This window comes from Sphingomonas sp. BT-65 (genome assembly GCF_026107375.2).
In the GTDB taxonomy this organism is placed as follows: Bacteria; Pseudomonadota; Alphaproteobacteria; order Sphingomonadales; family Sphingomonadaceae; genus Sphingomonas.
Window position 1 is genome coordinate 622526 of sequence record NZ_JAPCIA010000002.1, and the last position, 23581, is coordinate 646106.

At 65.1% G+C, this 23581-nt stretch carries 24 protein-coding genes; 12 read left to right on the forward strand and 12 right to left on the reverse strand.

What is annotated here, in order from left to right:
* Positions 1–20 precede the first annotated feature (20 nt).
* Both OK349_RS17455 and OK349_RS17460 read left to right on the forward strand, forming a co-directional pair.
* Positions 21–347, forward strand: coding sequence for a conjugal transfer protein TraD (locus OK349_RS17455; protein ID WP_265119182.1), 327 nt, complete (start codon positions 21–23; stop codon positions 345–347).
* Positions 348–363: 16 nt separating this feature from the next.
* A complete protein-coding gene (locus tag OK349_RS17460) occupies positions 364–618 on the forward strand; it encodes a conjugal transfer protein TraD (RefSeq protein ID WP_265119183.1) in 255 nt (84 codons plus the stop codon).
* Here the strand turns inward: OK349_RS17460 and OK349_RS17465 are convergent.
* Positions 581–871, reverse strand: coding sequence for a sigma factor-like helix-turn-helix DNA-binding protein (locus tag OK349_RS17465; protein WP_265119184.1), 291 nt, complete (start codon positions 869–871; stop codon positions 581–583). The genes OK349_RS17460 and OK349_RS17465 overlap by 38 nt on opposite strands.
* 4 nt (positions 872–875) lie before the next feature.
* Positions 876–1352: a hypothetical protein gene (locus OK349_RS17470; protein WP_265119185.1), complete on the reverse strand. Its 477-nt coding sequence runs from the start codon at positions 1350–1352 to the stop codon at positions 876–878.
* 596 nt (positions 1353–1948) lie between these two features.
* Between OK349_RS17470 and OK349_RS17475 the strand changes: the two genes are divergently transcribed.
* On the forward strand, positions 1949–2230 hold the full coding sequence (locus OK349_RS17475) for an I78 family peptidase inhibitor (protein WP_265119186.1): 282 nt from the start codon (positions 1949–1951) through the stop codon (positions 2228–2230).
* Positions 2231–2546: 316 nt separating this feature from the next.
* On the opposite strand, the gene OK349_RS17480 is transcribed toward OK349_RS17475, so the two are convergent.
* The 3 genes from OK349_RS17480 to OK349_RS17490 are packed head-to-tail and all read right to left on the reverse strand — an operon-like array spanning position 2547 to position 6906.
* Entirely contained in the window at positions 2547–4016 is a 1470-nt protein-coding gene (locus OK349_RS17480) for a PepSY-associated TM helix domain-containing protein (protein WP_265119187.1), read from the reverse strand.
* Positions 4017–4045: 29 nt separating this feature from the next.
* Positions 4046–4630: a hypothetical protein gene (locus OK349_RS17485; RefSeq protein ID WP_265119188.1), complete on the reverse strand. Its 585-nt coding sequence runs from the start codon at positions 4628–4630 to the stop codon at positions 4046–4048.
* Positions 4627–6906, reverse strand: coding sequence for a TonB-dependent receptor (locus OK349_RS17490; RefSeq protein ID WP_265119189.1), 2280 nt, complete (start codon positions 6904–6906; stop codon positions 4627–4629). The genes OK349_RS17485 and OK349_RS17490 overlap by 4 nt, the downstream gene beginning before the upstream one ends.
* 523 nt (positions 6907–7429) lie before the next feature.
* Between OK349_RS17490 and OK349_RS17495 the strand changes: the two genes are divergently transcribed.
* The gene (locus OK349_RS17495) at positions 7430–8455 is read left to right on the forward strand and encodes a sensor histidine kinase (protein WP_265119190.1); all 1026 of its coding nucleotides are present in this window, start codon (positions 7430–7432) and stop codon (positions 8453–8455) included.
* Between the two features lie 390 nt (positions 8456–8845).
* Positions 8846–9823 carry a PAS domain-containing protein gene (locus OK349_RS17500; RefSeq protein WP_265119191.1) on the forward strand — a complete coding sequence of 326 codons (978 nt, stop codon included), beginning with the start codon at positions 8846–8848 and terminating at the stop codon, positions 9821–9823.
* A gap of 41 nt (positions 9824–9864) precedes the next feature.
* Here OK349_RS17500 and OK349_RS17505 read toward each other — a convergent pair whose 3' ends face one another.
* On the reverse strand, positions 9865–10104 hold the full coding sequence (locus OK349_RS17505; RefSeq protein ID WP_265119192.1) for a hypothetical protein: 240 nt from the start codon (positions 10102–10104) through the stop codon (positions 9865–9867).
* A gap of 124 nt (positions 10105–10228) precedes the next feature.
* A complete protein-coding gene (locus OK349_RS17510; RefSeq protein WP_265119193.1) occupies positions 10229–11095 on the reverse strand; it encodes a hypothetical protein in 867 nt (288 codons plus the stop codon).
* Positions 11096–11479: 384 nt separating this feature from the next.
* Between OK349_RS17510 and OK349_RS17515 the strand changes: the two genes are divergently transcribed.
* Positions 11480–14590 (forward strand): YadA-like family protein, encoded by a 3111-nt coding sequence (locus tag OK349_RS17515; RefSeq protein ID WP_265119194.1) that lies wholly within the window; start codon positions 11480–11482, stop codon positions 14588–14590.
* Between the two features lie 200 nt (positions 14591–14790).
* On the opposite strand, the gene OK349_RS17520 is transcribed toward OK349_RS17515, so the two are convergent.
* Genes OK349_RS17520 through groES form a run of 3 tightly spaced genes read right to left on the reverse strand, consistent with a single transcriptional unit; the run spans position 14791 to position 17928 of the window.
* Complete coding sequence (locus OK349_RS17520) at positions 14791–15888, reverse strand: calcium:cation antiporter (RefSeq protein ID WP_265119195.1); 1098 nt, start codon at positions 15886–15888, stop codon at positions 14791–14793.
* Between the two features lie 53 nt (positions 15889–15941).
* Positions 15942–17561: a chaperonin GroEL gene (groL, locus tag OK349_RS17525; protein WP_265119196.1), complete on the reverse strand. Its 1620-nt coding sequence runs from the start codon at positions 17559–17561 to the stop codon at positions 15942–15944.
* A 52-nt stretch (positions 17562–17613) separates the two neighbouring features.
* The gene (gene groES / locus OK349_RS17530; RefSeq protein ID WP_265119197.1) at positions 17614–17928 is read right to left on the reverse strand and encodes a co-chaperone GroES; all 315 of its coding nucleotides are present in this window, start codon (positions 17926–17928) and stop codon (positions 17614–17616) included.
* 251 nt (positions 17929–18179) lie between these two features.
* Here groES and OK349_RS17535 point away from each other — a divergent pair, with 251 nt between their 5' ends.
* From OK349_RS17535 to OK349_RS17545, 3 genes are all read left to right on the forward strand, one after another.
* Positions 18180–18416 carry a hypothetical protein gene (locus tag OK349_RS17535; protein WP_265119198.1) on the forward strand — a complete coding sequence of 79 codons (237 nt, stop codon included), beginning with the start codon at positions 18180–18182 and terminating at the stop codon, positions 18414–18416.
* Positions 18413–18682 carry an usg protein gene (locus OK349_RS17540; RefSeq protein WP_265119199.1) on the forward strand — a complete coding sequence of 90 codons (270 nt, stop codon included), beginning with the start codon at positions 18413–18415 and terminating at the stop codon, positions 18680–18682. Before OK349_RS17535 ends, OK349_RS17540 begins: the two co-directional genes overlap by 4 nt.
* A gap of 74 nt (positions 18683–18756) precedes the next feature.
* A complete protein-coding gene (locus OK349_RS17545; protein WP_265119200.1) occupies positions 18757–19065 on the forward strand; it encodes a hypothetical protein in 309 nt (102 codons plus the stop codon).
* Positions 19066–19218: 153 nt separating this feature from the next.
* On the opposite strand, the gene OK349_RS17550 is transcribed toward OK349_RS17545, so the two are convergent.
* Together OK349_RS17550 and OK349_RS17555 are read right to left on the reverse strand one after the other, a co-directional pair.
* Complete coding sequence (locus tag OK349_RS17550) at positions 19219–19734, reverse strand: Hsp20/alpha crystallin family protein (protein ID WP_265119201.1); 516 nt, start codon at positions 19732–19734, stop codon at positions 19219–19221.
* Between the two features lie 88 nt (positions 19735–19822).
* Positions 19823–20296, reverse strand: a complete 474-nt coding sequence (locus OK349_RS17555; protein ID WP_265119202.1) for an Hsp20 family protein — start codon at positions 20294–20296, stop codon at positions 19823–19825.
* A gap of 296 nt (positions 20297–20592) precedes the next feature.
* Here OK349_RS17555 and OK349_RS17560 point away from each other — a divergent pair, with 296 nt between their 5' ends.
* The 3 genes from OK349_RS17560 (at position 20593) to OK349_RS17570 (ending at position 23516) form a co-directional block, all read left to right on the forward strand.
* Positions 20593–20739 carry a hypothetical protein gene (locus OK349_RS17560; RefSeq protein WP_306310670.1) on the forward strand — a complete coding sequence of 49 codons (147 nt, stop codon included), beginning with the start codon at positions 20593–20595 and terminating at the stop codon, positions 20737–20739.
* A gap of 282 nt (positions 20740–21021) precedes the next feature.
* Positions 21022–22254, forward strand: coding sequence for a DUF418 domain-containing protein (locus OK349_RS17565; RefSeq protein ID WP_265119203.1), 1233 nt, complete (start codon positions 21022–21024; stop codon positions 22252–22254).
* 2 nt (positions 22255–22256) lie between these two features.
* Positions 22257–23516 carry an acetyltransferase domain-containing protein gene (locus OK349_RS17570; protein ID WP_265119204.1) on the forward strand — a complete coding sequence of 420 codons (1260 nt, stop codon included), beginning with the start codon at positions 22257–22259 and terminating at the stop codon, positions 23514–23516.
* The last annotated feature ends 65 nt before the right edge of the window (positions 23517–23581 follow it).

The following is a 23581-nucleotide window of genomic DNA, read 5'->3' on the forward strand; positions in this document are numbered from 1 at the left end:
ACCCGGCAATGGAGACTGTGATGCGCAAGCCCCGCGACTTCGATTCGGAACTGAAGACACTCGCTGACAAGGCAAAGCAACTCAAGGAACGCCAGGTCCGCCAGTTCGGCGAACTGGTCGTCGCCACCGGCGCTGATGCGCTGGACGCCGATCAGCTCGCTGGCGCACTGCTTGAGGCCGTTGCCACCAAGGACGACGCGACGAAGGAGGGGTGGCGCGAGCGTGGTGCGGCCTTCTTTCGCCCGGCGCGGCGGAGCGCTGCGCGCGGCCCTCAAAGCCGGGCGCGCAGCGCTCCGCCGGACGCAAGCGGCTCACTACCGTTTGGCCGCACGGATCGCGCGTCATGACACGCGAGTCTGGGTCGTGAAGCGCCGCGAGCGCACGCGCCAGTTGATCGAACTCGGCGGCCTCGTCGTGAAGGCCGGTTTGGTCGAGCTGACCGGCGACGATCGCGCCACGCTCTATGGCGCGTTCATCTCGGTCGCGGCCAAGTTGCGAAGCGAGGAGCGTGAGCAAGCGCTGGCGCTATGGCATCGACGCGGCAAGCGGGCATTCGCTTCCGATGCTGAAGGCGATGCGGTCAACGATTGTCGTCCAGTGCACGACACAGATGGATGAGGGCAGCGGCGATATGCGCCTCGACCTCATCGACTTCGATCCCGAGACGAACCGCGATGCGATCATATGGAAGATCGTCGAATCGGTGCATCGCGAAGATGTCGCGGGTCGGTGCCGGCATGCTCGCGAACGCTGCCCGCAGGCGCTCCAAGCGTGCCGGTTGAATATCCCGGCGCTCCCTGTCGAGGCCACTGCGGTCGATGCTTCGCCAATACGCGATCCGTGCGCGAATCTGCAGGGCAGAGAGTCGCATGTTCCTACCTCCGCGGCGATGCTTCACGCGCGTTAAGTGGCGCGTCGCGTGAAGCTCGGTAGAGCGTGATCCCGGCCTCAATCCGGTCGAGGATGAAGTGGTCGCGCTCGGCCCGCGCAGCTCTGACATCCGCCTTGGACAGGATGTTCAGATCGACTGCACAGCGATTGCCAAGCTCGCGCTCGATGATGTTGCGCGCACGGCACCAGCAGCGCTCTTCAGTGAACAGCGGATGGTTGACGATGACCCACAGCTCGTAGTCCGAAAACTGGAGCGTGTGCTTGTCCTCATACCAGCCGCGCCGCGCATAGGGACCGATCAGCAGAATGCGTGTGATGCGCCCTGGCTCGGGCGCCAGCACCTGATCGGGATCGAAGCAGCCGCGCAGGATGCGCGCGATCCGTTCGATCTCATACTGTTTGCGTCGGATGAGATGGCCGACGCGCGCCATCACGACTTCGCGTGCGTAGATGTCGTTCACTGTATCGATCGTCATGGTTTTGCCTGCATGCCGGCGGTCCGCCGCTCAAAGAGGCGGATGATGCAAGCGATGCCCACTGCTCAGCAGCGGCCGTCCGGCCATGACGAGCGGACGTGTTTATGCCTGGCAGGATGATCCCACAGAACGGCTGCCAGCGCTCCGTTCCATGTACGAGACTATGTCTCAAAAGTAGCGAAGGCGCAATCTGGGGATGACGCAAATTGGGCCGTTAGCTGACTGGCAGCTCTCGAGTTCCCGGGACATGAAAGCGGACTGCCGTTCAGCCAGTCGATCAAGCGGGCACCATCAGCGGCGCCGGTCAGCGTGTCGATACCCGCCACGCCGCCGCCATGCGCTGCGGGAGATTATGAACGCCCTAGCATCCTAATCTCGATCCAGGCCGCAAGAATAGTCCTGGTCGGCTGGCGGCACCATAGCCGACCGCCGGGAATCAATCCCAAACCGGTGCCAATCGGCGATCCCGTCAGGAATCCGCGTGGTGCATCTTCTCCTAGTTGATGTGAACGGGATCGATAAACCTGCTTCGTCTACGTTCAGGTTGGCCACGATACTATCGGTCGAGGAGGATCACGCGGATGAAAATGATGGTTTCCACGCTCATTGGTGCCGCCGCAATCGCCGGGGCATGCACGACGAACACTCAGGAGAGCCGGGCCACGCATGTGTGCCGCCCCGAGGCGGCGTCGATGCTGGTCGGGCAGGCCGCACCCGAAGACGCTCAGGTCAGGAAGGTTACGGGCGCGGAGCTGATCCGGCGGATCGCACCCGGCGACGCGGTCACGCACGATTTCCGAGAAAATCGCGTCACGATCGCCGTCGAACCCGCGGGCAAGGTAGTGCAAGCGCTTTGCGGGTGAGTGCAAGTTGCGTTGCTACCATTTCCACCGATCCGCTTCGGAGTCTGTTTCCCAACGCGCGACCCCGGGGCATATGGAGGTTAGCGCGCCGACCGCTTTGCGCCGCGAAATCGGGAATACCGCCGTTCGCATTCTGACGCCGTCTGGGCCGGTTGCTGGCTTTCCGCTTCTAGTCTGTCCAACCGGGAAGCAGACCTAGTGATTTCGAGCGCAAGCTCGGCGATGACGAGCAAGCCAGGGTGCGGCCAAGCATAGCGCGTACAAAGCTAAACCTGGCGTGCTAAGCTTGGTGTGCGGTTGAACCCAGTGTTCAATATCAGACCGCAGCAGCGCGGCCTGCGCTGCGCGCAAACCAGAGCAGCACAAGGCCCAGCCCGATCAGGACGGCATTGACTGTCCAGGCGATCGGATCCTCGCCGCCCCGCAACACCATGTGTGCAAGCGCAAGGGCTATCAACAGGCCCACGGTTGCAATCTTGCCCAAGCGCGACAGCGGTGCAGCGGGCAGCAGCGCGGCGGCAACCAGCGCCGCGACCGTGACGCCGCCCCAGATCGCCAACGCCAGCGACATGCTTACGCCGATCCCGACCAAAGTCACGCCGGCTGCCGCGACCAGTGCGACCGGCTGGCCCCATACCACCGCGGTCCACACGCGCTCCCAGCCCGGTGCCGACCGTCCCTTGTCGCGCCGCCGGGCGAGCCAGATCGTCACACCGCTCGCCGCCAGATACGTGAGACCGAGGCCCAGGAGGCCATAAGCGATCTTGACGACGCTGCCGCCGAACCAGCCGAAATGCAGAACCCCCAGGGAGCCGAGGATCTGCTCGCCGACATTGTTGGCCTCGGCCTTTTTCGAGAAATAGAGTTTGGCGTTGCGATCGAAGGTATAGGCGTCGGTGTGCGACAGTCGGTTCGATCCGTCCTCGACGTTGAACAACGCGGCGCCGCCCATCTCGGTCGGGTGCTCCATGAAGACATAGGCGACCCGGCCGTCGGTCAGCTTCGCGACCTGCGCGAACATCGGCCTCAAATCGAGCGGCGGCGCGGGCGCGGGATTGTCCACGGGATGTGGCGGCACGAACAGCGCGTAGACCTTATTGACGTCACCCTGGAACATCGCGAAGCCAAGCGCGCCGACGATGATCGTGGTTAGGCCGAGCAGCGCACCGGTGAGCGACACCGTGATGTGAAACGGCAGCGCCCAGATGCCCAGCCGGTTGTGCAGATCCGCTTCCTGCAGCCGTCGCGAGCCGCCGAGCCGGAGGTGGAAGGCGTCACGGAAGATGCGCGGATGCGCGAGCAGCCCAGAGATCAGCGATGAGAGCAATGCGACGCCGATCAGCCCGACGAGAAAGATGCCGATCGTACGCGGCAGATGCAGGTTAATGTGCAGCCGGGTGAGGAATTCGGTCCAGGGCGATGATGCCTCGACGATCGTCCCGCGCTCGTCCGCCGCCCAGCTTCGGTAGTGGCCTCCGACATCGGTGGTCACCGTCAGCCGGGGAAGATCCGCGTCCGGCATGGTGATAAAGACATGCTCGACGCCCTTGCCGGTGGCATCGAGCGCAGCCGTATAGCCAGCCTGCACGGCTTCAGGCGATGCCGTCTCCAGCCGCGGCGCGGATGGATTCTCCCAGCGCTCGAATTCGTGCGAGAATACCGCGATCGTGCCCGTGAGGCAGACGAGATAGATGAGCGCCGCGAAGGCGAGGCCCAGCGAGCTATGCCCCTTGAGCACGGCGCGGACGAACTCGGACGGGACCTTCGGCCAGATCGGCTTGCGCATCGGACGCGCGGGTTTTGCCGGTTCCACGTTCATACGAACCCCCTCAGCATCGCCGAACCGAAGCCCAGTATCACGGTCCCGACCAACACGGCGGTTGCGCGCAGGATCCGGTTGTCGGCCAGCGTCCACGCCATCGCGCCGCCCCAGGCGACAGGCACGATCAGCCCCCCGATCACCAGCCGCGTCTGCGGCTCACCCGGCGCGAAGGCGGCATAGGCGATGCCCACCGCCATCGCTGCGATCATCCCGATCGGTCCCGCGAGCAGCCAGCGCAGCACGCCGCGCCATGCCGTCGAGGGGCGCTCGGACGGCTCGGGCGCGAGACTGTCATTGCCGTTCGCACGGCCTGCACGCGCCGCACGCACCTGGATGCCTGTGGCGACGACTACCAGCACGCCGACCGCGATCAGCATCACCGCGATGAACGGCCCGCGCGCGGACCCCAGCACCCAAGCCGGCCACAGCATCGTCGCGAGCAGCAGCGCCCAGCCGCCCCACAACCACGGCCGGCGAGCCTCGATCCGCGCCTGCCACGCCTTGCGCAACAGCCAGCCTGCAACGAGCCCGCCGGCGAGCAATCCGCCGGCGGCCAGCAGAAAGGCACCGCCGCTCAAAGCCGCAGATCCAGCGCCGCGCCGACCACGCGCGGCGCGCCGAGCACCGCGATGCCACGCTGGGCGGTCACGTCATATTGCATGTATCGCTCGTCGAGCAGGTTGCTGACGAACACCGACACGCCCCACTTGTCCTGCGTGTAGCCCAGCCGCGCATTGACCAGCGTACGCGCGCCGACGCGCGAGCCATCCTGTGGCTTGACCGCGTCGGTGAACACCGCACTGCGATGGCTGGTGTTGAGGTTGAAAGCGAACCCGTCGGCGAAGCGGAAATTGGCGCCGCCCGACAGCGTCCAGCGCGGTGTATAGGGGAATTCGATCCCGCTCAGATCGGTGACGGTGCCGACATCGGTGGTGAACTCGTCGAATTTGGTCCGCACATGGCCGAGCGAGGCATACCAGTCGAATGCGCGGTTGACGCGGTGGCTGGCTTCGATCTCGAAACCGTAGAGATGCGACTTGCCGGCGTTGACCGTGTGATAGTCGTAGAGGTTGAGTCCGAAATTCGCTGAGGTCTGCTGGTCCTTCCAGTCGACATAGAAGGCGTTGGCGTTGAGCGTCAGGCGACCGTCGAGCCATTGCGAGCGGAAGGACAGCTCGTAGTTCCAGGTATATTCGGGATCATAGGCAAAGGCCTGGGAGCGTGCGGTGTTGGCGGTCGTGCCGCCCGAGCGATAACCACGCTGGACGACGAAGGCGGTCGAGACATCGTCGGTCCATTGCATCTCGATACCCGCCTTGGGCAGGAATGCCTCGAAGGTGCGTTTGGCCGGCGGCGTCGCGCCCGAGGCCTGGTTGACCAGCCCCTGCACGCCCATGTTGATTCCCGTAACCGCCAGATAGAGCGGCGAGCCGACCGGCCCGAAGGCCGCCGGATCGGGAAAGGTGCCCGCGAATTCGGCGTTCTGGGTCACCTGCACGTGATTGGTCTCGCGGTCGTAGCGGAAGCCGCCGAGGAGCGAGAGCCGGTCGGTTAGCGCCACTTTGCCGTCGCCGAACACCGCCCAGGTCTCGACCTGCATCGGGAAGTCGGAGGAATATTGCACCGGGATCGCCGGCAACGCGGTCACATAGAGATTGGAGACGAACCCCGCAGTGGCGGCATCGAGTCCGTTGCCCATCAACAGCGCGGTGATCGTGCTGCCCGGCGTGGGTACCAGAGTCCGGCTCGCGGTCCGCGAATGCTGATCGCGGTTGTAATAGAACAGGCCGAGCAGCCCGCTCAGCGGCCCGCTCTTGTAGTTGAGCCGCAGTTCCTGCGACCATGTCTGGTAGTCGGCCGGATTCTCGCCATAGCCGATGCTCTCGGGACCGTCGTCGCCGTCATAGGAGCGGCGCATCGCCACTTCGCTGTAGTTGCTGACGCTGGTCAGCGAGAGGCCGCTGGCGATCTCGTAGCTGAGTTCGAGATTGCCTATGTCGGCACGCACCGAACTGGCGTTGGGAAAGTCCGACGCGTTGACGCGGTCTTCCCAGAAGTTGGGCCGGTCCGTCTCGGTATAGGCGAACATATAGGCGCCATCGCCCTCGAAACGGGTATAGCCCGCCCGCGCCTCGAAGCCGGGCAGCGCCGACGGAGTCCATAGCAGCTTGCCGCGGATGTTGAGCGTGTCGACCGGCGCTTCGGGGACGTCGCGGGTGATGTTGCGGACGAAGCCGTCCGAATCGCGCTTGTCGGCGGAGACGCGGAAGGCGAGTTCGCCCGGCACGATCGGCCCGCCCGCGGCGATCGCGAACTGGGTCGTCGAATATTCGGACACGCTGGCGCGAGCGCGGATGTCCCAGTCCATGCCGGGATCGCGCGTGCGGATCACCACGGCGCCGGCGAGGGCGTTGAGGCCCTGCAGCGTCGATTGCGGCCCGCGGAAAATCTCGACCTGCTGCACGTCCCAGCTGTCGGTCGGCGCGGCGGAGAGGATTTCCCTGGGAAGCGCGGTGCCGTCGACATAGACCGTCGCCAGCGGTGCGTCGCCGCCCGCGGCGATCCCCCGGTCGGCGATGCCGCGGATGGTGAAGCCCGAAGCGCCATAGGTCTCCGCCATGTTGGCGGTGCGCTGGTAGATCTCCTGAACGGTCTGGATGTTCTCTTCGTCGATCCGGCGCGCGGTGGTCACCGCGACCGAGCTCACTGTCTCCTGAAGCGAACGCTCGGCCTTTTCGCCTGTGACGACGATCTCGTCCTGTGCCTGCGGATCTGCAACCTGCGCCCGGGCCGAAACCGGCAACAGCGCGAGCGCGCTCACGCTCACCGAGCGGAACAGAAAACTACGGAACATGCGAACCCCTTGCTTTCAGCACGGGCTACCCACATTGCTAATGCAAGTCAATCGCGGTAATTCGAGGAGTAACGATTCTGCTCGATAGGGCTTGGGGTGGATAATAAGCACCTCGCGCCACACAGGCCTGGCCTGTCAGGCAATTGGCTGGGCGGACTAATCGGGTCGTTAAGCCCCGCCTCGCTGGGCGGGCCATCCCGCAGCATCAGAATGCGACGCGATGGGCAGCTGAGAAATGGCCGCTTTCGCAGGACGACAAATTTAGCACGAACGACCGATTTTGGGCGCATAGCAATCACGTAGTTGTGGGCACGAACACGCGCTGCCTAAACCCCACGTCAGCCGCCGCCCGGACCCGATCGACCCCGACTGCGGCTAGCGTCGAATAGACGCTGGGTCGGCGCGCCGACCATGCTATAGTGCGGCAGCGAGTCGATATCGCCGACCTACGACCGGCTCGCGACTGCCCGGACCAGCTTTCATTCCCGCGAGCTTCCCGGTTTCCCCGGAAGGGGCCATTATCATGCATCGAATTGCTCATCCCGACGTCGCGCACAGCCTGGCGCTGGCGATCCTCGCCTCCTCCGATGCGCCTGCGCTGCTGCTCGACGGCAACCTCGCCGTCATTGCCGCCAGCGACTCCTTCTATCGCGCCTTCGCGCTCAAGCCGGAAAATGTGGCCGGGCGCCCGCTGTTCGAGCTCGGCGCGAGCGAGTGGGACGTGCCGCAACTCCGCTCGCTACTCGGCGCCACCCTTTCGGATCTCGCCAGGATTGAAGCCTATGAGATGGATCTCAAGGGCGACGCCGCGCCACGCCGCCTCGTCCTCAATGCCCGGAAGCTCGACTATGGTGATGCCCAGCAGGTCCGCCTGCTCCTGACGATCTGCGATGTCACCGAGGCGCGGATCAGCGCAAAGCTGAAGGACGACCTGCTGCGTGAGAAGGCGATCCTGCTTCAGGAGCTTCAGCATCGCGTCGCCAATAGCCTTCAGATCATCGCCAGTGTGCTGATGCAGAGTGCGCGGCGGGTGCAGTCCGAGGAGGTGCGGGGCCATCTCCACGACGCGCATCACCGGGTGATGTCGATCGCCACCCTCCAGCAGCAATTGGCGGCGTCGCGATTGGGGGATGTGGAACTCCGCGGCTATTTCAGCCAGCTCTGCGCGAGCCTTGGTGCATCAATGATCCACGATCATGATCGGATCGCTATCGCGGTGACCGCCGATCACAGCAGCGTGAATGCAGACATCTCCGTCAGCCTCGGACTGATCGTCACCGAGCTTGTGATCAATGCGCTCAAGCACGCTTTCCCGGGCGACCGCAGTGGTAAGATCCTCGTCGATTATCACGCGCATGGACCGGATTGGACCCTGTCGGTCAGCGATAATGGCGTTGGAACGGCCGAAGCGTTGGCGGCGGCAAGACCGGGCCTCGGCACCAGCATCGTCGAGGCACTCGCCAACCAACTTGACGCTGCCGTTGAGACCGAGGGTGGGTATCCTGGAACGACGGTCTCGATCACGCATACCGAGTTGTCGGTCGTCTGATGCCGCCATAGAAGCCGGGCCGATGGCGTGGCCGCCGTACTCAAAACGCCGCTAGTCCTGGTAGAGCCCTGCGCGTCAACGGCCTAATCCGCGAATTGTTCGTCGCTGACCTCTTTGGCCTGGCCGATAGTTACCGCCGGATCATCCCCTGAATGACGACTTCCAGGATTTGTTGCGAGATGGCTGAACAGCCGAAATAGGGCCGCATGCCGTAAGCGAGGCCAGATCCACCAAGCGGCAGCTCACGACCCCAAGGCAGTCATTCATGGATCTAGGACGTAAACCCATAAACGCAGGGTATGCAGTCGCCATGGTATAACCGGCGAACGGTCGGCGTCGGTTGTAATCAATTGGTCGCCCTTCGGATTTCTTTGCAACCAGCCCAGTTCAATGCACACTGCGCCGAATGCGGAGGCGGCGATGGTTTCGACGGATACACTTAGTGCATTTGAGGATGCCAGCGCGCTGCTCGCCATCGTGCTCGATCAGACTCATGACTGCATCAAGCTTCTCGATCGCGACGGCACGATCCGATATGTGAATGAGCGCGGGGCGATTGCCATGGAGCTTCGCACTCCGTCCGAGCTTCTCGGTTTGAATTGGGTCGAGCGCTGGCCGGCCGAAGCGCGCCCAGTGGTCGAGCGAGCGGCCGACGAGGCGCGCTCGGGGAAAGTCGCGCGGTTCACTGCCTCACGCGTGATCGGGAGCAAGCCCAGCTGGTGGGATGTGACGGTCACGCCGGTTCGGTCGAACCAAGCGGTCGAGCATTTGCTGGTGATCGCCAGAGATATGACCGCCGAAGTCCAGGAGCGCGAGCGGGCTGAGGCTGTGAGCGCCGAGATGCGGCATCGTTTGCGCAATGCCATGACCATCGCATCCGCGCTCGTGCATATGGCCGCGCGTGGCAAATCCGAGCTCCAGGATTTTGCCGGCGAGGTTTCATCCCGGTTTGCACAGCTTGGCCGGGTCCAGGAGCTGATACTCGACCCGACCACCAAAAAGACATTCAGCCAGATCATGACGCTGCTCGGGGATGTTTACGGGCACCTCGAGATTGGTTCGCTGCCTGAAGTGGAGCTGGATGACCGGCTGATGCAGACGATTGCGCTGGCCTTTGGCGAGCTCGCTACCAACAGCTTGAAGTACGGCGCGCTAAAACATGGCGCCCCGGTGCAGGTGAGCGGGCGCATTGCTGACGATGGTCTCGAGCTCATCTGGCGAGAGGAAACCATGTTCGGTCAAGCTCGTGACGGTGGCCAGGGCCTCAATCTCATTGACAGGATCGTTCAGGCCTCTGGGGGCCAGATCGAACGTCGCGTTGAAGGCCGCCAGTTTGTGGCCAAGGCGACTTTCCCGATAACCATGTGACGAGACGCGCGGCTGACGATCAGTCAATCGTCTGAATGGCGTCATCGGTCTGATTTGCGCTGAATGCTCACACCTTTTTCAAAGGGAATTGCTTCAACCTTGTCGAGCTCGGCGATCAGGTCGGCGAATACGTCTTCTTGCTCGACCGGGAAATAGCGGTCAAAGCGCTCTCCCAACAGCCTGAGATCGGCATCCGTGAGGAAGCCGACAGCGACAATGCGATCCTTGCCCATCGGCACCTCCGGCGAACCAACAAGTGCGTCGCCAAATCGTTTCGCCAAGCCGTCGAAATTTCTATGGATGATTTTGAGGTGCGGCTTCGCTCTAGATTAGTTTCTAGTAGGAATCTTTGGTAGCCGCTGCGCTTACAGCAATTTTCGGCGGCTTGCGGCGCGGATCTTCGGCTCACTCGGCTAGAATAAAGTCGGCGAGAACCGCGTGATGCGCCATCTGCCTCGCGGTCCATACTTTAAAGCTCTCCAGAAATCCTTCATCGACCCAGGCCAGCCGGCCAAGACCATCGGTCGCGAACCAGCGCTCTCGCTCGGCATGCGCCATCAGATTGCCGATGTGCGAGCGCGAGACCCGGCATTGACGTGCCAGACTGCGGCAGGAAAGCGATGGCGCATCCGCCTTTGGCGCAAGCGCCGCCGCCATCACTGCCGTAAGCACGATGTAGCCGCAATCCTTGATCGTGAAATGGTTCACGCCGGGGTGCGGATCGAGCAGGCTGCCATGCGCGAACACGAAAGCGGCGGAGCGATAGATCAGTTCGTTCTGGAGCGCGGGATCGGCCTCGAACATCGGCGCGCGCGGGCGCACCGGCGCCTCGATCGTGTCAGCCACGCGGAGAAAGGCGAGCGCCGAGCTTGCGATCGCCGCGGTGAGCGGCGGGGCAGGAGCCAGGATCCGGGCGCGCTGACCGTCCACGGTACCGGGCGCAAGCAACGATCCGGCGCGTAGCCCCGCGACCACGCTCGCGGTCTGGCGCGGGCTGAGGCTGCTGCTGGACTGTAGCAGGCGGAGCGTCGGCGGCGGACCGCCATGATGGCGCCAGGCCTGGTAGTGATGAATGAGCAGGAAGCTGACCATGTAGCGCCCGAACTGGTTGAACAGCTTGACCATGGGCCAATCCCCGCCGTCGAGCGCAATCATCTCGCTGCAATAGGTCGCGGTGGCCGCAGAAAGCCGGCGATCGGAGAGAAAGGCGTCGGTGCGCGCCTCGAAGACCGTGACCGGCGGGATCGGCTCGGCTTCTACCCTAACATGCAACTTTTGGACTCCTCCGCGTCGTCGTGCCCGCATTATCAGATTGCTGCACCATCGAAACGGGTTGAACCCTGTTTCGATGGTGCGGGACGTCTCATCGGCCTGCCGCCGGGAATTGGACGGCCGTGCGGCACATGGTGTCGGGATGCGGTAAGGAAGAGGGGGAACGACATGATCAACGAGCGGCTGGCCGGCCGAAAGGCTTGTTGCATGATGCGGACTTCGGTCGCTGGCGCGGCGTTGGCGACGGCGCTTGCGCTGGCGACCCCGGCGCTGGCCCAAGAGACGTGCACGACCACGCCAGCGCCCAGCCCTGCGCCTTCGGCGGCTGGCAATGGGGCACTTGCGTGCGGCTCGGGTGCGCAGGCAACCGCAAACGGAACCGCGATGGGCGACGACGCGTCGGCGGGGATCTCGGGGGTCGCGATCGGCAGCTCCGCGGATGCAGGAGGTAACGGCGCCATTGCAATCGGCGGCTGGCGGGATCTCGACAGCGACGGCGTCATCGATCCCGGTGAAACGACCACCGCGGCCGGCCAGAGCGCGATTGCGCTCGGAGTCCGTGCGCAGGCGCTCTCGTCGCAGACCATCGCAATCGGAAACAACGCGCGCGCCATCAACAATTTCGGAATCGCGATCGGCCGCGATACGGTCGCGGACAATCTGGCAGTAGCGATCGGCGATCACGCCTCGGCAACGGGGTGGAGTGCCGTCTCGGTCGGTGAATTCTCCAATGGCAGCGGGGAAAATGCAGCCGCCTTGGGCGCCTTCGCGACGGCGGATCGCCTTTATAGTGTGGCGCTGGGTTCGAACTCCCAGGCAAATGCGGACTACGCCATTGCCATCGGCACGTCGCAGGCATCCGCGGCCCATGCGATCTCGCTCGGCGCGGACGCGCTTGCATCGTCGGCCAACAGCATGGCCCTTGGTCATCTCGCCCGCGCGACAAGCGGTACGGGGATCGCGATCGGGCTCGAGGCCTCGAGCAATGGCGGGATCGCGATCGGACGACGGGCGGGCAGCGGCGCCGCGGGATCGGTGGCGATCGGCGGAGGAGTGGACTTCAACGGCGATGGTTCGATCTCCGCAACCGAGATGGGCCTAGCGAGCGACACCGGCGTCGCGGTCGGCGGTGCGGCCCAGGCCGGCCAGCGCTATTCGACGTCGATCGGCTTTCGCACGCAGGCGAACGGGGAAAGCAGTACGGTGTTGGGTGCGCTCACCACCGCGTCCGGCGCCAATTCGACGGCGCTCGGCGCCTCCGCCGCGGCGAGTGATACGCTGGCGACCGCGGTTGGCAGCCTCGCTTATGCCGCCGACGCCTATACGACGGCGCTGGGTGGCTGGGCTTCGGCGTATGGCGATCGCTCGACCAGCGTCGGCTCGGGCGCGCTGGCAAACGGTGGATTGTCGACCGCCGTCGGCGCAGCCGCGCGAAGCGCCGCCGGCGCGGTCGGCCTGGGCGCCAACGCCTCGGCAGAGGGTAACAATTCGGTTGCAATCGGGCTCTGGTCCCGCGCGAGCCAGACCAATGCCATCGCCGTCGGCGGCTGGGTCGATCTCGACAATGACGCACAACTCGACCCTGGCGAATTCACCGCTGCGACCGGCGTCGACTCGGTAGCGTTCGGCTCGCGCGCCGTAGCGAGTGCAGCAGATGCGCTCGCTTTCGGGCGGAGCGCGAACGCCGGCGGGATCGGCTCGATCGCGCTTGGGGCGGGGTCGGTGGCGGACGCCGACTATGTCGTGTCGGTCGGCAGCGCGCTCCAGCAGCGCAAGATCGTCCATGTCGCGGCGGGAAGCGTGAGCGCCGGCAGTACCGATGCAGTGAATGGCGACCAGCTCCATGCGACCAACCAGAATGTGAGCGCGGCACAGGCCACGGCCGACATTGCGCGCAGCGAGGCGGCGGCGGCGCAGGCGACGGCCAATGGCGCAGTGACGGCAGCGGCGGCGGCGCAGGCGACGGGCAGCAGCGCGCTGGCGCACGCTGCGACGGCCCAAGGCACCGCGAACACGGCGCTTGCCAACGCTGCAACAGCGCAGAACTCGGCGAATACGGCAGTCGCCAACGCCGCATCGGCGCAAGGAACCGCGGACCTCGCCCGCAGTGAGGCCGCTAGCGCGCAGTCAACGGCGAGTACGGCACTCGCCAACGCCGCATCGGCGCAAGGAACCGCGGACCTCGCCCGTGCCGAGGCCGCTAACGCGCAGTCAACGGCAAATACGGCGCTCGCCAACGCCGCATCGGCGCAAGGGACCGCGGACCTCGCCCGTGCCGAGGCCGCTAGCGCGCAGTCAACGGCAAGTACGGCGCTCGCCAACGCTGCCACTGCACAGACCACCGCCGAGACAGCTCGCGCCGAAGCCGCGACCGCCCAGTCTACGGCGAATACGGCGCGACAGGAAGCCGTGGCCGCGCAGACGCGTGCCGATACCGCGCACTCGCTTGCCCAGCAGGCCGTGGCGGGCAACCAGGTGACCAAGGCGGTGGCCGATGCGGCGCTGGTCAATGCGGCCACCGCGCAGGCCACCGCGGACTATGCGCGCCTGCGCGCAGACCACGCGCAGGTACGCGCCGACGCGGCGCAGACCAGCGCCCAACTCGCACAGGCGGTCGCCGAAAGCGCACGCGACAGCGCCTTGGCAGCGCAGACCGCCGCCGACCAAGCGCTCGCCCGCACCGACTATATGGCGATGAATGGCATGACGGGTGCCAAGCCGGTCGCGACCGGCGCAAATGCCATGGCGCTGGGCAGCGGCGCCGCCGCCAGCGGCGACAATGCGGTCGCCCTTGGCAGCGGCGCGATTGCCGAGAACGGCGCAGCAGTTGCGATCGGCTATGGCAATCGCGCCTCGGGCGCCGGAGCGGTGGCGATCGGTGATCCCAATGTCGCGACCGGTCGTGGCGCAGTAGCGCTCGGCGCCGACAACCGCGCTACTGGGACCGGCGCCGTAGCCATCGGCGCCGACAGCGTCGCGAACGGTCAATCGGCTGTAGCCATTGGTTACGGCGCCAGGGCGTGGGCGGCCGGCAGCGTCGCGATCGGCGAGGGCGCGGTGGCGAGCCGCGCGGGTCAAGTTGCGCTCGGCACCAGCGTGTCGACCTACAGTATGCCCGGCATCGGCTCGACAGCGAGCCGGGCGGCGCAGTCGGGAGACGTACGCTATGTCACGTCCGACGCTTCGGGCAATCTCGCGCTGTCCGACTTCGGGCCAGGAACGCTGGCCCAGCTCGACCGCCAGATGCGCGTAGACCGGCGCGAGATGCGCCAGGGCATCGCCACCGCTGTAGCAATTGGAACGGCGCCGATTCCGTCGGAGCCGGGCCGGACCAGTTACGTTCTCAACGGCGCGACCTATCGCGGCGAGCAGGCAGTGGGCGGCGGCATCGCGCATCGGCTCAATGTCGAGGATCCCGTCGCGCTCACTGCCGGCTTCGCCTATGGGGGTGGCAGGAACACCGCGGTGCGCGTCGGGGTGGCGGGCGAATTCTGAGCAGCGACGCGTCGAGATCCTGTTGCGCCGCATGCCCGCCAGATGAGAACAGGGCCCCGAACGCTATGCGCCGGAAACGACGAGCCGCTTTCGGGATAGTCGATGCAAGCGGCGAATAACCGCTGTGCGGGCGCCTAGCCGCCGCTCGCGAGCAAACCCGGTCGCCTTCTGGTTGGCTGGGATCATTCCTGCTCCATTCCTCAAGGGACGATCATGGCGAAGACATACGCGGCGAGGACGACCAGATGAACAGCGCCCTGCAGGATTGTCGTCCGTCCGGTTCCAAAGGATAGTACCGCCACGATCAGGGACAGCGCGAGCAGTGTGATACCCTTCGCATCGAGGCCCAGCGAGAGCGGCCAATCCATGATCAGCGCCGCGACGGCGACCGTGGGAATGGTAAGGCCGATCGTCGCGAGGGCCGATCCCAAGGCGAGATTGAGGCTCGTCTGAAGACGATTGCGCCGCGCGGCTCGGAGCGCGGCGAGGCTCTCCGGCATCAGGACCAGGGCTGCGATCACCATGCCGACCAGCGCGCGCGGCAAAGCGGCCGTCGCGACCGCCGCTTCAAGCGGGTGCGACAACGTCTTCGCCAGAAGAATGACGCTGACCAGGGCGATCAGGAGAAGCGCGAGCGATCGCGCCGCCCGCCGGTTGGAGGGAGGAACGGCGTGCGCGTCCGAATGCAGGTCGCCGGTGCCCTCCGGCAGAAAATAGTCTCGATGGCGGATGGTCTGCACGAAGACAAAGGTCGCGTAGAGGGTCGTCGAGACCAAGGCGATGAAAGCCAGCTGGGATCGCGAATAGCCGGGAAGGGCCGCACCGACGGTGAAGCTCGGCAGCACCAAGACCAGCGTCGCCATCGCCGCCAGCACGCACAGCGCGGCGTTGACACCCTCGAGCACGAAGCGCTGCTCGCGATGACGCACCCCACCGACCAGCAGGCACGCCCCGACCAGCCCGTTGAGGATGAGCATGATCGCGGCAAACACCGTGTCGCGCGGCAAGGCAGGGTTAGCCGAGCCACTCAGCATCATCGACAAGATTAGCGAGGCTTCAATGATCGTCACCGCGACGGCGAGGATCAGCGTGCCGAACGGCTCGCCGACCCGGTGCGCGACGACCTCGGCATGATGGACAGCTACCAGGACGCAGCCGGCAAGCACGACGCTCGCCAGGATGATGCCGGCGCTGCCCAGGGCAAGCGGTCGAACCCAGAGGAAACCAAGGCCCAAAACGGGCATCCAGTGCGACCAGCCCGACGCGATCGCGCGATATCCCTGAAAGACGGTGGGCACTGCCGGAAGACCGGAAAAAAGGGGAGCCCGATCTCGGGCTCCCCTGAGGTCAATCAATAGTCCATCGCCGGCATCGGCGCTGCCTTCTCGTCCTTGGGCAGCTCGGCGACGAGCGCTTCGGTGGTGATCAGCAGCGAGGCGACCGAGGCCGCGTCCTGGAGCGCGGTGCGCACGACCTTGGCAGGATCGATCACGCCCGCCTTGACCAGGTCCTGATATTCGCCGGTCGCGGCGTTGAAGCCCCAGTTATAGTCCTGGCTCTCGAGCAGCTTGCCGACGATCCAGGCACCGTCCTCGCCGGCATTCTCGGCGATCTGGCGCGTCGGCGCGCGCAGCGCCCGCCGCACGATGTCGATGCCCGACTGCTGGTCGTCATTGGCGGCTTTGAGGCCGTCGAGCGCCGGAAGCGCACGCAGCAAGGCGATGCCGCCACCGGGAAGGATGCCCTCTTCGACCGCGGCACGGGTCGCGTGGAGCGCATCGTCGACACGGTCCTTCTTCTCCTTGACCTCGACCTCGGTCGCCCCGCCGACGCGGATCACCGCGACACCACCGGCGAGCTTGGCCAGCCGTTCCTGCAGCTTCTCGCGATCATAGTCGGAGGTGGTGGTTTCGACCTGCTGGCGGATCTGCGCGACGCGGCCGTCGATGTCCGACTTGGCGCCGACGCCGTCGACGATCGTCGTGTTGTCCTTGTCGATCGTGACCTTCTTGGCGCGGCCGAGCATCGATACGGTGACGTTCTCAAGCTTGGTGCCGAGCTCTTCGCTCACGACGTTGCCGCCGGTCAGGATCGCGATGTCCTCGAGCATCGCCTTGCGGCGGTCGCCGAAGCCCGGCGCCTTGACCGCTGCGACCTTGAGCCCGCCGCGCAGCTTGTTGACGACCAGCGTCGCCAGCGCCTCGCCCTCGACATCCTCGGCAATAATGAGGAGCGGGCGGCCCGACTGCACCACCTTTTCGAGCAACGGTACCAGCGCCTGCAGGTTCGAAAGCTTCTTCTCGTGAATCAGGATGTACGGATCATCCAGCTCGACGCGGAGCTTCTCGGGGTTGGTGATGAAGTACGGGCTGAGGTAGCCGCGGTCGAACTGCATGCCGTCGACCGTCTCGAGTTCGGTCTCGAGGCTCTTGGCTTCCTCGACCGTGATCACGCCCTCGTTGCCAACCTTCTCCATCGCCTCTGCGAGGATCCGTCCGACTTCGGCGTCGCCATTGGCGGAGATCGTCGCGACCTGGGCGATCTCGCTATTGGCGCCGACCTTCTTCGCATGGCTTTCGAGGTCCTTGACCACGGCGCTAACGGCCAGATCGATGCCGCGCTTGACGTCCATCGGGTTCATGCCGGCGGCGACCGCCTTCGAGCCCTCGCGGACGATCGCCTGGGCGAGAACGGTCGCGGTGGTGGTACCGTCACCCGCCTTGTCGTTCTGCTTCGAGGCGACCTCGCGCAGCATCTGCGCGCCCATATTCTCGAACTTGTCGGCGAGCTCGATCTCCTTGGCGACGGTGACGCCGTCCTTGGTGATGCGCGGCGCGCCGAAGCTCTTGTCGATCACGACGTTGCGGCCCTTGGGCCCCAGCGTCACCTTCACTGCATTCGCAAGCGTATCCACGCCGCGCAGCATGCGGTCACGCGCGTCCGACGCAAATTTCACTTCCTTGGCAGCCATCTTGGCCAACTCCTTTCCGTGTCCTTCCTGAGAGTTTGAGGGGTTCAGGCGATCACGCCGCCTGCTTGAGTTCGGCGATCGTCTCGATCACGCCGAGGATGTCGCTCTCCTTCATGATGAGCAGGTCCTCGCCGTCGATCTTGACCTCGGTGCCCGACCATTTGCCGAACAGGATCCGGTCGCCGGCCTTGACCGACAATTCCACCAGCGTGCCGCTGTCGTCCCGGTTGCCCGGACCGACGGCGACGACCTCGCCTTCCTGCGGCTTTTCCTTGGCGGTGTCAGGGATGATGATGCCGCCCGAGGTCTTCTCCTCGGCCTCGATGCGGCGGACGACCACACGGTCGTGCAAGGGGCGGAAATGCATGCATAACCTCCAGATGCAAAACAGGATGTGATAGCCCTCTCGTCCGTTTCGAACGTGAGGCGGCGCCGAGCTAGGAAAGCGATTTTTGGCGTTCAAGAGGGCCGCAGAAAAAATTTAGCACTCAGGCTGCAGCAGTGCCAACCCGGATGCACGAGCCCTCTTGACGGGGCCGGCAGCCGCAACAAAATTCCTCCTGCGGACTTGGATCCGCACCGACGAGAAAGGAGCGACACAAGGAAAGGAGGCCGGTCATGTCGCAGCCATTTTCGCGTTTTTCACACCCCTTCGACGTAGCGCGCCATCCGAGCCTGGAGCCGGAAGTCAAGCGCGCCATCCTTGCATCCTGGGCATCCGATCGTTCGGCGGTCGAGGATCATCCAGCGTTGCGCAAGCCGCCTGGCGCGAACCGTGCCGTTCCGATCGACGACGTCCTCGAGGCCATGCGCGCGCTTGATGAAGACGCAGGCGCGGGAACGCCGCTGCAATGAGCGATCGCGCATTCATCGCTCAGCTCGACGGCTATGGCCTGACGATGGCGGAGATCCACTATCACCGCCCCGACGCACCCTCGCTGCTCCAGCTGTTCGTGTGGCAGGACTATGATCTGGCTCCGGATTTTCCGGTGCTGTTCGCCTTCCTCGATCACTGGCACCGGGAAATCGAGGCCGCGCTGCATTCCGTCCGCGTTGCTCACAACCAGCTCATCAGGCCGGCGGAGTGGCGCGCGGTCGACGGGGTCATCTCGATCCAATGAAGCGATCGCTTCGTCAGCGGTGGCGCGAGCGCGGCGGCCGAATGGTGCATATTGTGCTCCCATTCGACGACATCATGGAGTTCGCGCTCGCCCTCCTCGCGCTGACGCCGGTCGAGCTCGAAGCATTGGGCTGGACCTTTGCCGACCGCAAGCGCCTGCTCGATCATTTCCTCGCGTCGGGGAAGAACGTTCAAGGGAGAAAGGTCGAAGACATTGCGAGGATTCCGGTCGAGCTCGCGTTGCCGCAGCGCGACGTGGATCGTCTGCAGCAATTCGCGCGGCGCGAGCTTCCCAAGACGGTGAGCAATGCCGGCGTGATCGATCGCGTGCTGAACGCCCTCGACCGTGCCTCGCATCGATCGCTACAGCCAATGTCGGGCTAAGCGGCTCCTCCGGGTCGGCAAGCTCTGACCGCGGGTTGATCAACGCATGCGCGATCAGGCGCCGCTCAGCACGACGACGCCTAACCGTGCCGGTCCGACATGATCCCCTCTTTGGCGAATGGCCCGGAACCCGCGTTCCGGGCCAAACCGTCGTCATGCCGCCTTGCCATTGACCGGAATGCGCCGGACATTTTCGTTGGCGATTTCAGTCCTGGGTAATGTCACAGTGAGCACCCCGTTCCGGAAGGTCGCGTTCGCCTTGTCGCGATCGATGCCCTTGGGAAGGCCGATGCGCCGTTCGAAGCGGCCGTAGCTGCGCTCCGAATAGCCGCGATCCTTGTCCTCGATTTCGGACCGCTTCTCGCCGCGCAGCGTGAGGACGCCGTCCTCGACGGTAATCTCGACATCTTTCTCGTCGAGACCAGGCAGTTCGACCGTGATGCGCAGCTCCTTGTCGGTCTCGGCAAGCTCGACATGCGGCCAGCCGACCGCGCGATCGAGACCGGTGAACGCCGGCGTCCCGAACCCACGCAGGACATCGTCGAACAGCCGGTTCACTTCGCGATGAAGCGAGAGCAGCGGATGGGAATCACCGTCGCGCTCGGGGCGGACCGGAACCGGAAGCCGGTTTTCCTGCCGGCTCCAGGGAATGAGATCACGAATAGCCATGATGATCATCTCCTTTTCTGGCTGGATGTGGGACATGGCCTGCCGGTCCGTCCAAGGACGGCGCCGGCAAACCGGTTGACGCCAAGAATCAAGCCGCTTCGCGATCCTTGCTCTTGGACGCTTCGATCCGATCGTTGGCAGCGTTGCTGCCGCCGATCGCGATCCGGCGCGGCTTCATCGCCTCGGGCACCACGCGCTTCAGCGCGATGTTCAGCAAGCCGTTCTCGAAGCTGGCATTGCCCGCTTCGATGAAGTCGGCAAGCTGGAAGCGCCGTTCGAAGGCGCGCGCGGCGATGCCGCGATGCAGATACTCGCCATTGCCGTCGTCCTCGGCGCGCTTGCCGGTGACGGTAAGCTGGTTCTGCTGAGCCACCACCTCGATATCCTCGGGGCGGAAGCCTGCTACTGCGAGGGTGATGCGATAGCTGTCTTCACCATCTTTGAGGATATCGAACGGCGGATAACCGTCATCCTCGCGCGCGCCCGCTTCGAGCAGGTTGAACAAGCGGTCGAAGCCGACCGTCGAGCGCCGATAAGGCGCAAAGTCAAAATTGGTTCTCATATCCAAATCCTCCATTGAAGCGATCTGGGCATGAGTAGCGCCGGAAAGAGAGAGCCGGCGCCCTCTGTGTCCAGCCGGACCCGAACAACGGCGCCCGGTACGAAGATAGTTAGGAAACGGGACGAACGCTTCAAGAGCATTTATGCACCTGGCCGGCTAACTTCGGCGCCACCGCGTCACTCGCGCATTCTTCGGTTAATGAACCAAAGGCAGCTTTAGGGTCTACCCGCGGAATGGCTGAACGTCTGCAATGAGGGCGCGTAGCTGCCCATCCACCGCGTGGCCGATCCGCTGGCGTGTTCGGCACCGGAACGGCCTGGCCCGACATCGCCGTCGCGCTCGTTCTGGCCGGCCTCGGCATTTCGGGCGGCTGGCATATCGTCGGCCAGGCGTTTGGCGAGGCGAACAGGCTGACATTCGCTTCGACCGGTCCCTTGGCATAGCCGAAATCGATCGATGCGATGTCGGCGGTCTCTGCTTTGAGCTTCGCATAGGGAACGACGCGCGACGGACCGTTCGCCCCATCGCAGTGGGGCCGTGCAGCACGAGCTGGCGAACGCGATGGTTGAGCAGATCGAAGTCGCGAGCGCGATCGAGAATGTCGCTTGAGGTCCGCCTCGCATAGACCCGGGTCTTCATTTTCCACGCCGGTTCACACGCTCTCCCAAACGCTCCCTCACCCGGCCCCTCCCTATCGGCCGGGCTTTTTGAGGAGCAACACAGACATGAATCTGCTCGATGACGGGTCTGCCGTGCACCGTCCGGTGCGCACGCGCGTCACCCATATCGATTCGCTGCGCGGCCTCGCGCTGCTGGGCATCATCGTCATGAACATCGGTTCGATGGTGATGATGTTCAACGGACGCCAGGTGTTCGGCGCGGCGACCGGGGTGGACATGGGCATCGCTGCCGTCGACCTGCTGTTCGTGCTGGGCAAGGCGCGGTCCTGCTTCGCCTTTCTGTTCGGTGCGGGCTTCGCCATCTTGCTGACGCGCGCCGAGGCGAAGGGTGCGGATTTCCGCAGCTTCTATATGCGGCGCCTCGGGGCGCTGCTGCTGTTCGGTCTCGTCAACCAGATCTTCCTTTTCTGGGGCGACATCCTGGTGACTTACGCGCTGCTCGGTTTCCTGCTGATGCTGTGCGCAAGCTGGCGCAACGCCACCCTGCTGAAGGTCGGGCTGGCGCTGACGGTGGCGCCGCCGCTCGTTGACGGTCTGGCGCAGGCAGTGCTCGGCCATCCGATCCCGAGCCTGTTCACGCCTACTGCGGCCGATCGTGCGGCACATGGTCTTACCGCCTATACGAGCGCTTCCTATCTCGACGCGATCCGCGCGAACATCTGGATCGGGGCGACGCGTCACGCGAGCGCTACCGCGCACATGATCGTCTATGATCTCAGCGTCTTCGGCCTGTTCCTCCTCGGCAGCTGGTCGGTCCGCACCGGCGCGCTGACCGATCCCGCGCGCCACCGGCAGCTGCTTCGGCGGATCGCCTGGTGGGGCATTCCCTCGGGTCTGATCCTGAGCGCCGTGAACATGATGCCGTTCCTCGGCTTTCAGGCGAAGGGGCTTGCCGCCGCAGGCGCCACCGCTGCCTTTGCCGGCGTCCCGATCTTGGCGTTCGGCTATCTCGCCGCGCTGACCCTGCTCTTTTCGCGGGGCGCGCGCCAGCTGCAAGCCGTGCTCGCGCCGGCCGGGCGGATGGCGCTCACCAACTATCTCTTGTCGGGCGCATTCGGCGGCTGGGTCTTCTATGGCTACGGCCTGGGTCGCATCAGCGCGTTCGGCATCACCGGAATCACCGTCTTCGCGCTGCTCCTCTTCCTCGCCCTCGCGCTGCTCAGCCGCTTGTGGCTGTCGGTCTTTCCTTACGGTCCGGTGGAATGGCTGTGGCGGCGGCTGAGCTATGGCACCGCCGCGAACCGGCCGGCCGACCTCGCGCAATCGATGGCGGGCTGAGCATGCGCATCTTCCCGCTCGCCCTGCTTCAGTCGGCATCCGCTGGCGAACCCGCCGGCGCGGCGTATCGGCCGAATACGTCCGCCACGACGCGCGCGGCGGGCACACGGCTGCGCGCCATCGATATCCTGCGCGGGCTGGTCATCGTCCTGATGGTACTCGACCATGTGCGCCATTACTTCCACGTCAGCGGCTTTGCCTTCGATCCGCTGGATCCGGCGCGCACCACCGCGCTGCTCTACGCCACCCGCTGGGTGACGCATTTCTGTGCGACCACCTTCGTCTTTCTGACGGGCGTGTCCGCCTGGCTGCAGGCCGCCAACGGCAAGGCGAAACCGGTACTGTCCGGATTCCTGCTGAAGCGCGGCATCTGGCTGGTCATACTCGAGGTGACCGTGGTGAGCTTCGGCTGGTCGTTCAGCCTTCCCTATTTTATGTTCCTGCAGGTGATCTGGGCGATCGGCTGGGCGATGGTGGCGCTGGCGGCGTTCGTCTGGCTTCCGCATCGCGTCATCCTCGGCATCGGAATCGCGATCGTCATGGGCCACAACCTGCTGGACCCGCTGACCCCGCAGCAATTCGGATCGCTGGGCTGGCTCTGGGTGTTCCTGCACGAAGGGGGCATGTGGTCGGCGGGCGGCGCTCCGATCGCCTTTGTCGGCTACCCGGTCCTCGCCTGGATCGGCGTGATGGCGCTGGGCTTTGGCCTCGGCCCGGTCTTCCTGTCGGCGAAGCGCGACCGCGCGCTGGTCCTGATCGGCGCGGCGATGATCGTCGCCTTCCTGACGCTGCGGGCGCTCAACGGCTATGGCGATCCGCGCCCCTGGGCCGCCGAGACGTCGTGGGCCGCGACGGTCATGCGCTTCCTCGACGTGACCAAATACCCGCCCTCGCTCCTGTTCGTCTGCGCCACGCTCGGCCCGATGCTCCTGATCGTCCCGTTGCTCGAGCGCTGGAGCGGCGCGGCGGGGCGGGTCCTGCGGGTCTTCGGCGCCGTGCCGCTGTTCGCTTATCTGCTCCACGTCTATCTGGTCCACGCCCTGAGCATCGTTGCCCATCTGCTGTCCGGACGATCGACCGACGGGCTGTTCGACTTTCTGCGGAAGGCGTTCCTCGATCCAGGCGCGCTGTCGGCGCTCGACTTCCCGATCTCGGCCACCTTCGCCGCCTGGGGCACGACGCTGCTGCTACTCTATCCCTGCTGCCGGTGGTGGGGCGCGGTGAAGGCGCGCCGCCGCGACTGGTGGCTGTCCTATCTCTGAGCAGCTCCTGTCGCTCAATCGCTCTCCCGAGCGGGAGGCGCATGCGCCGCCGCCGAAATTCGGCC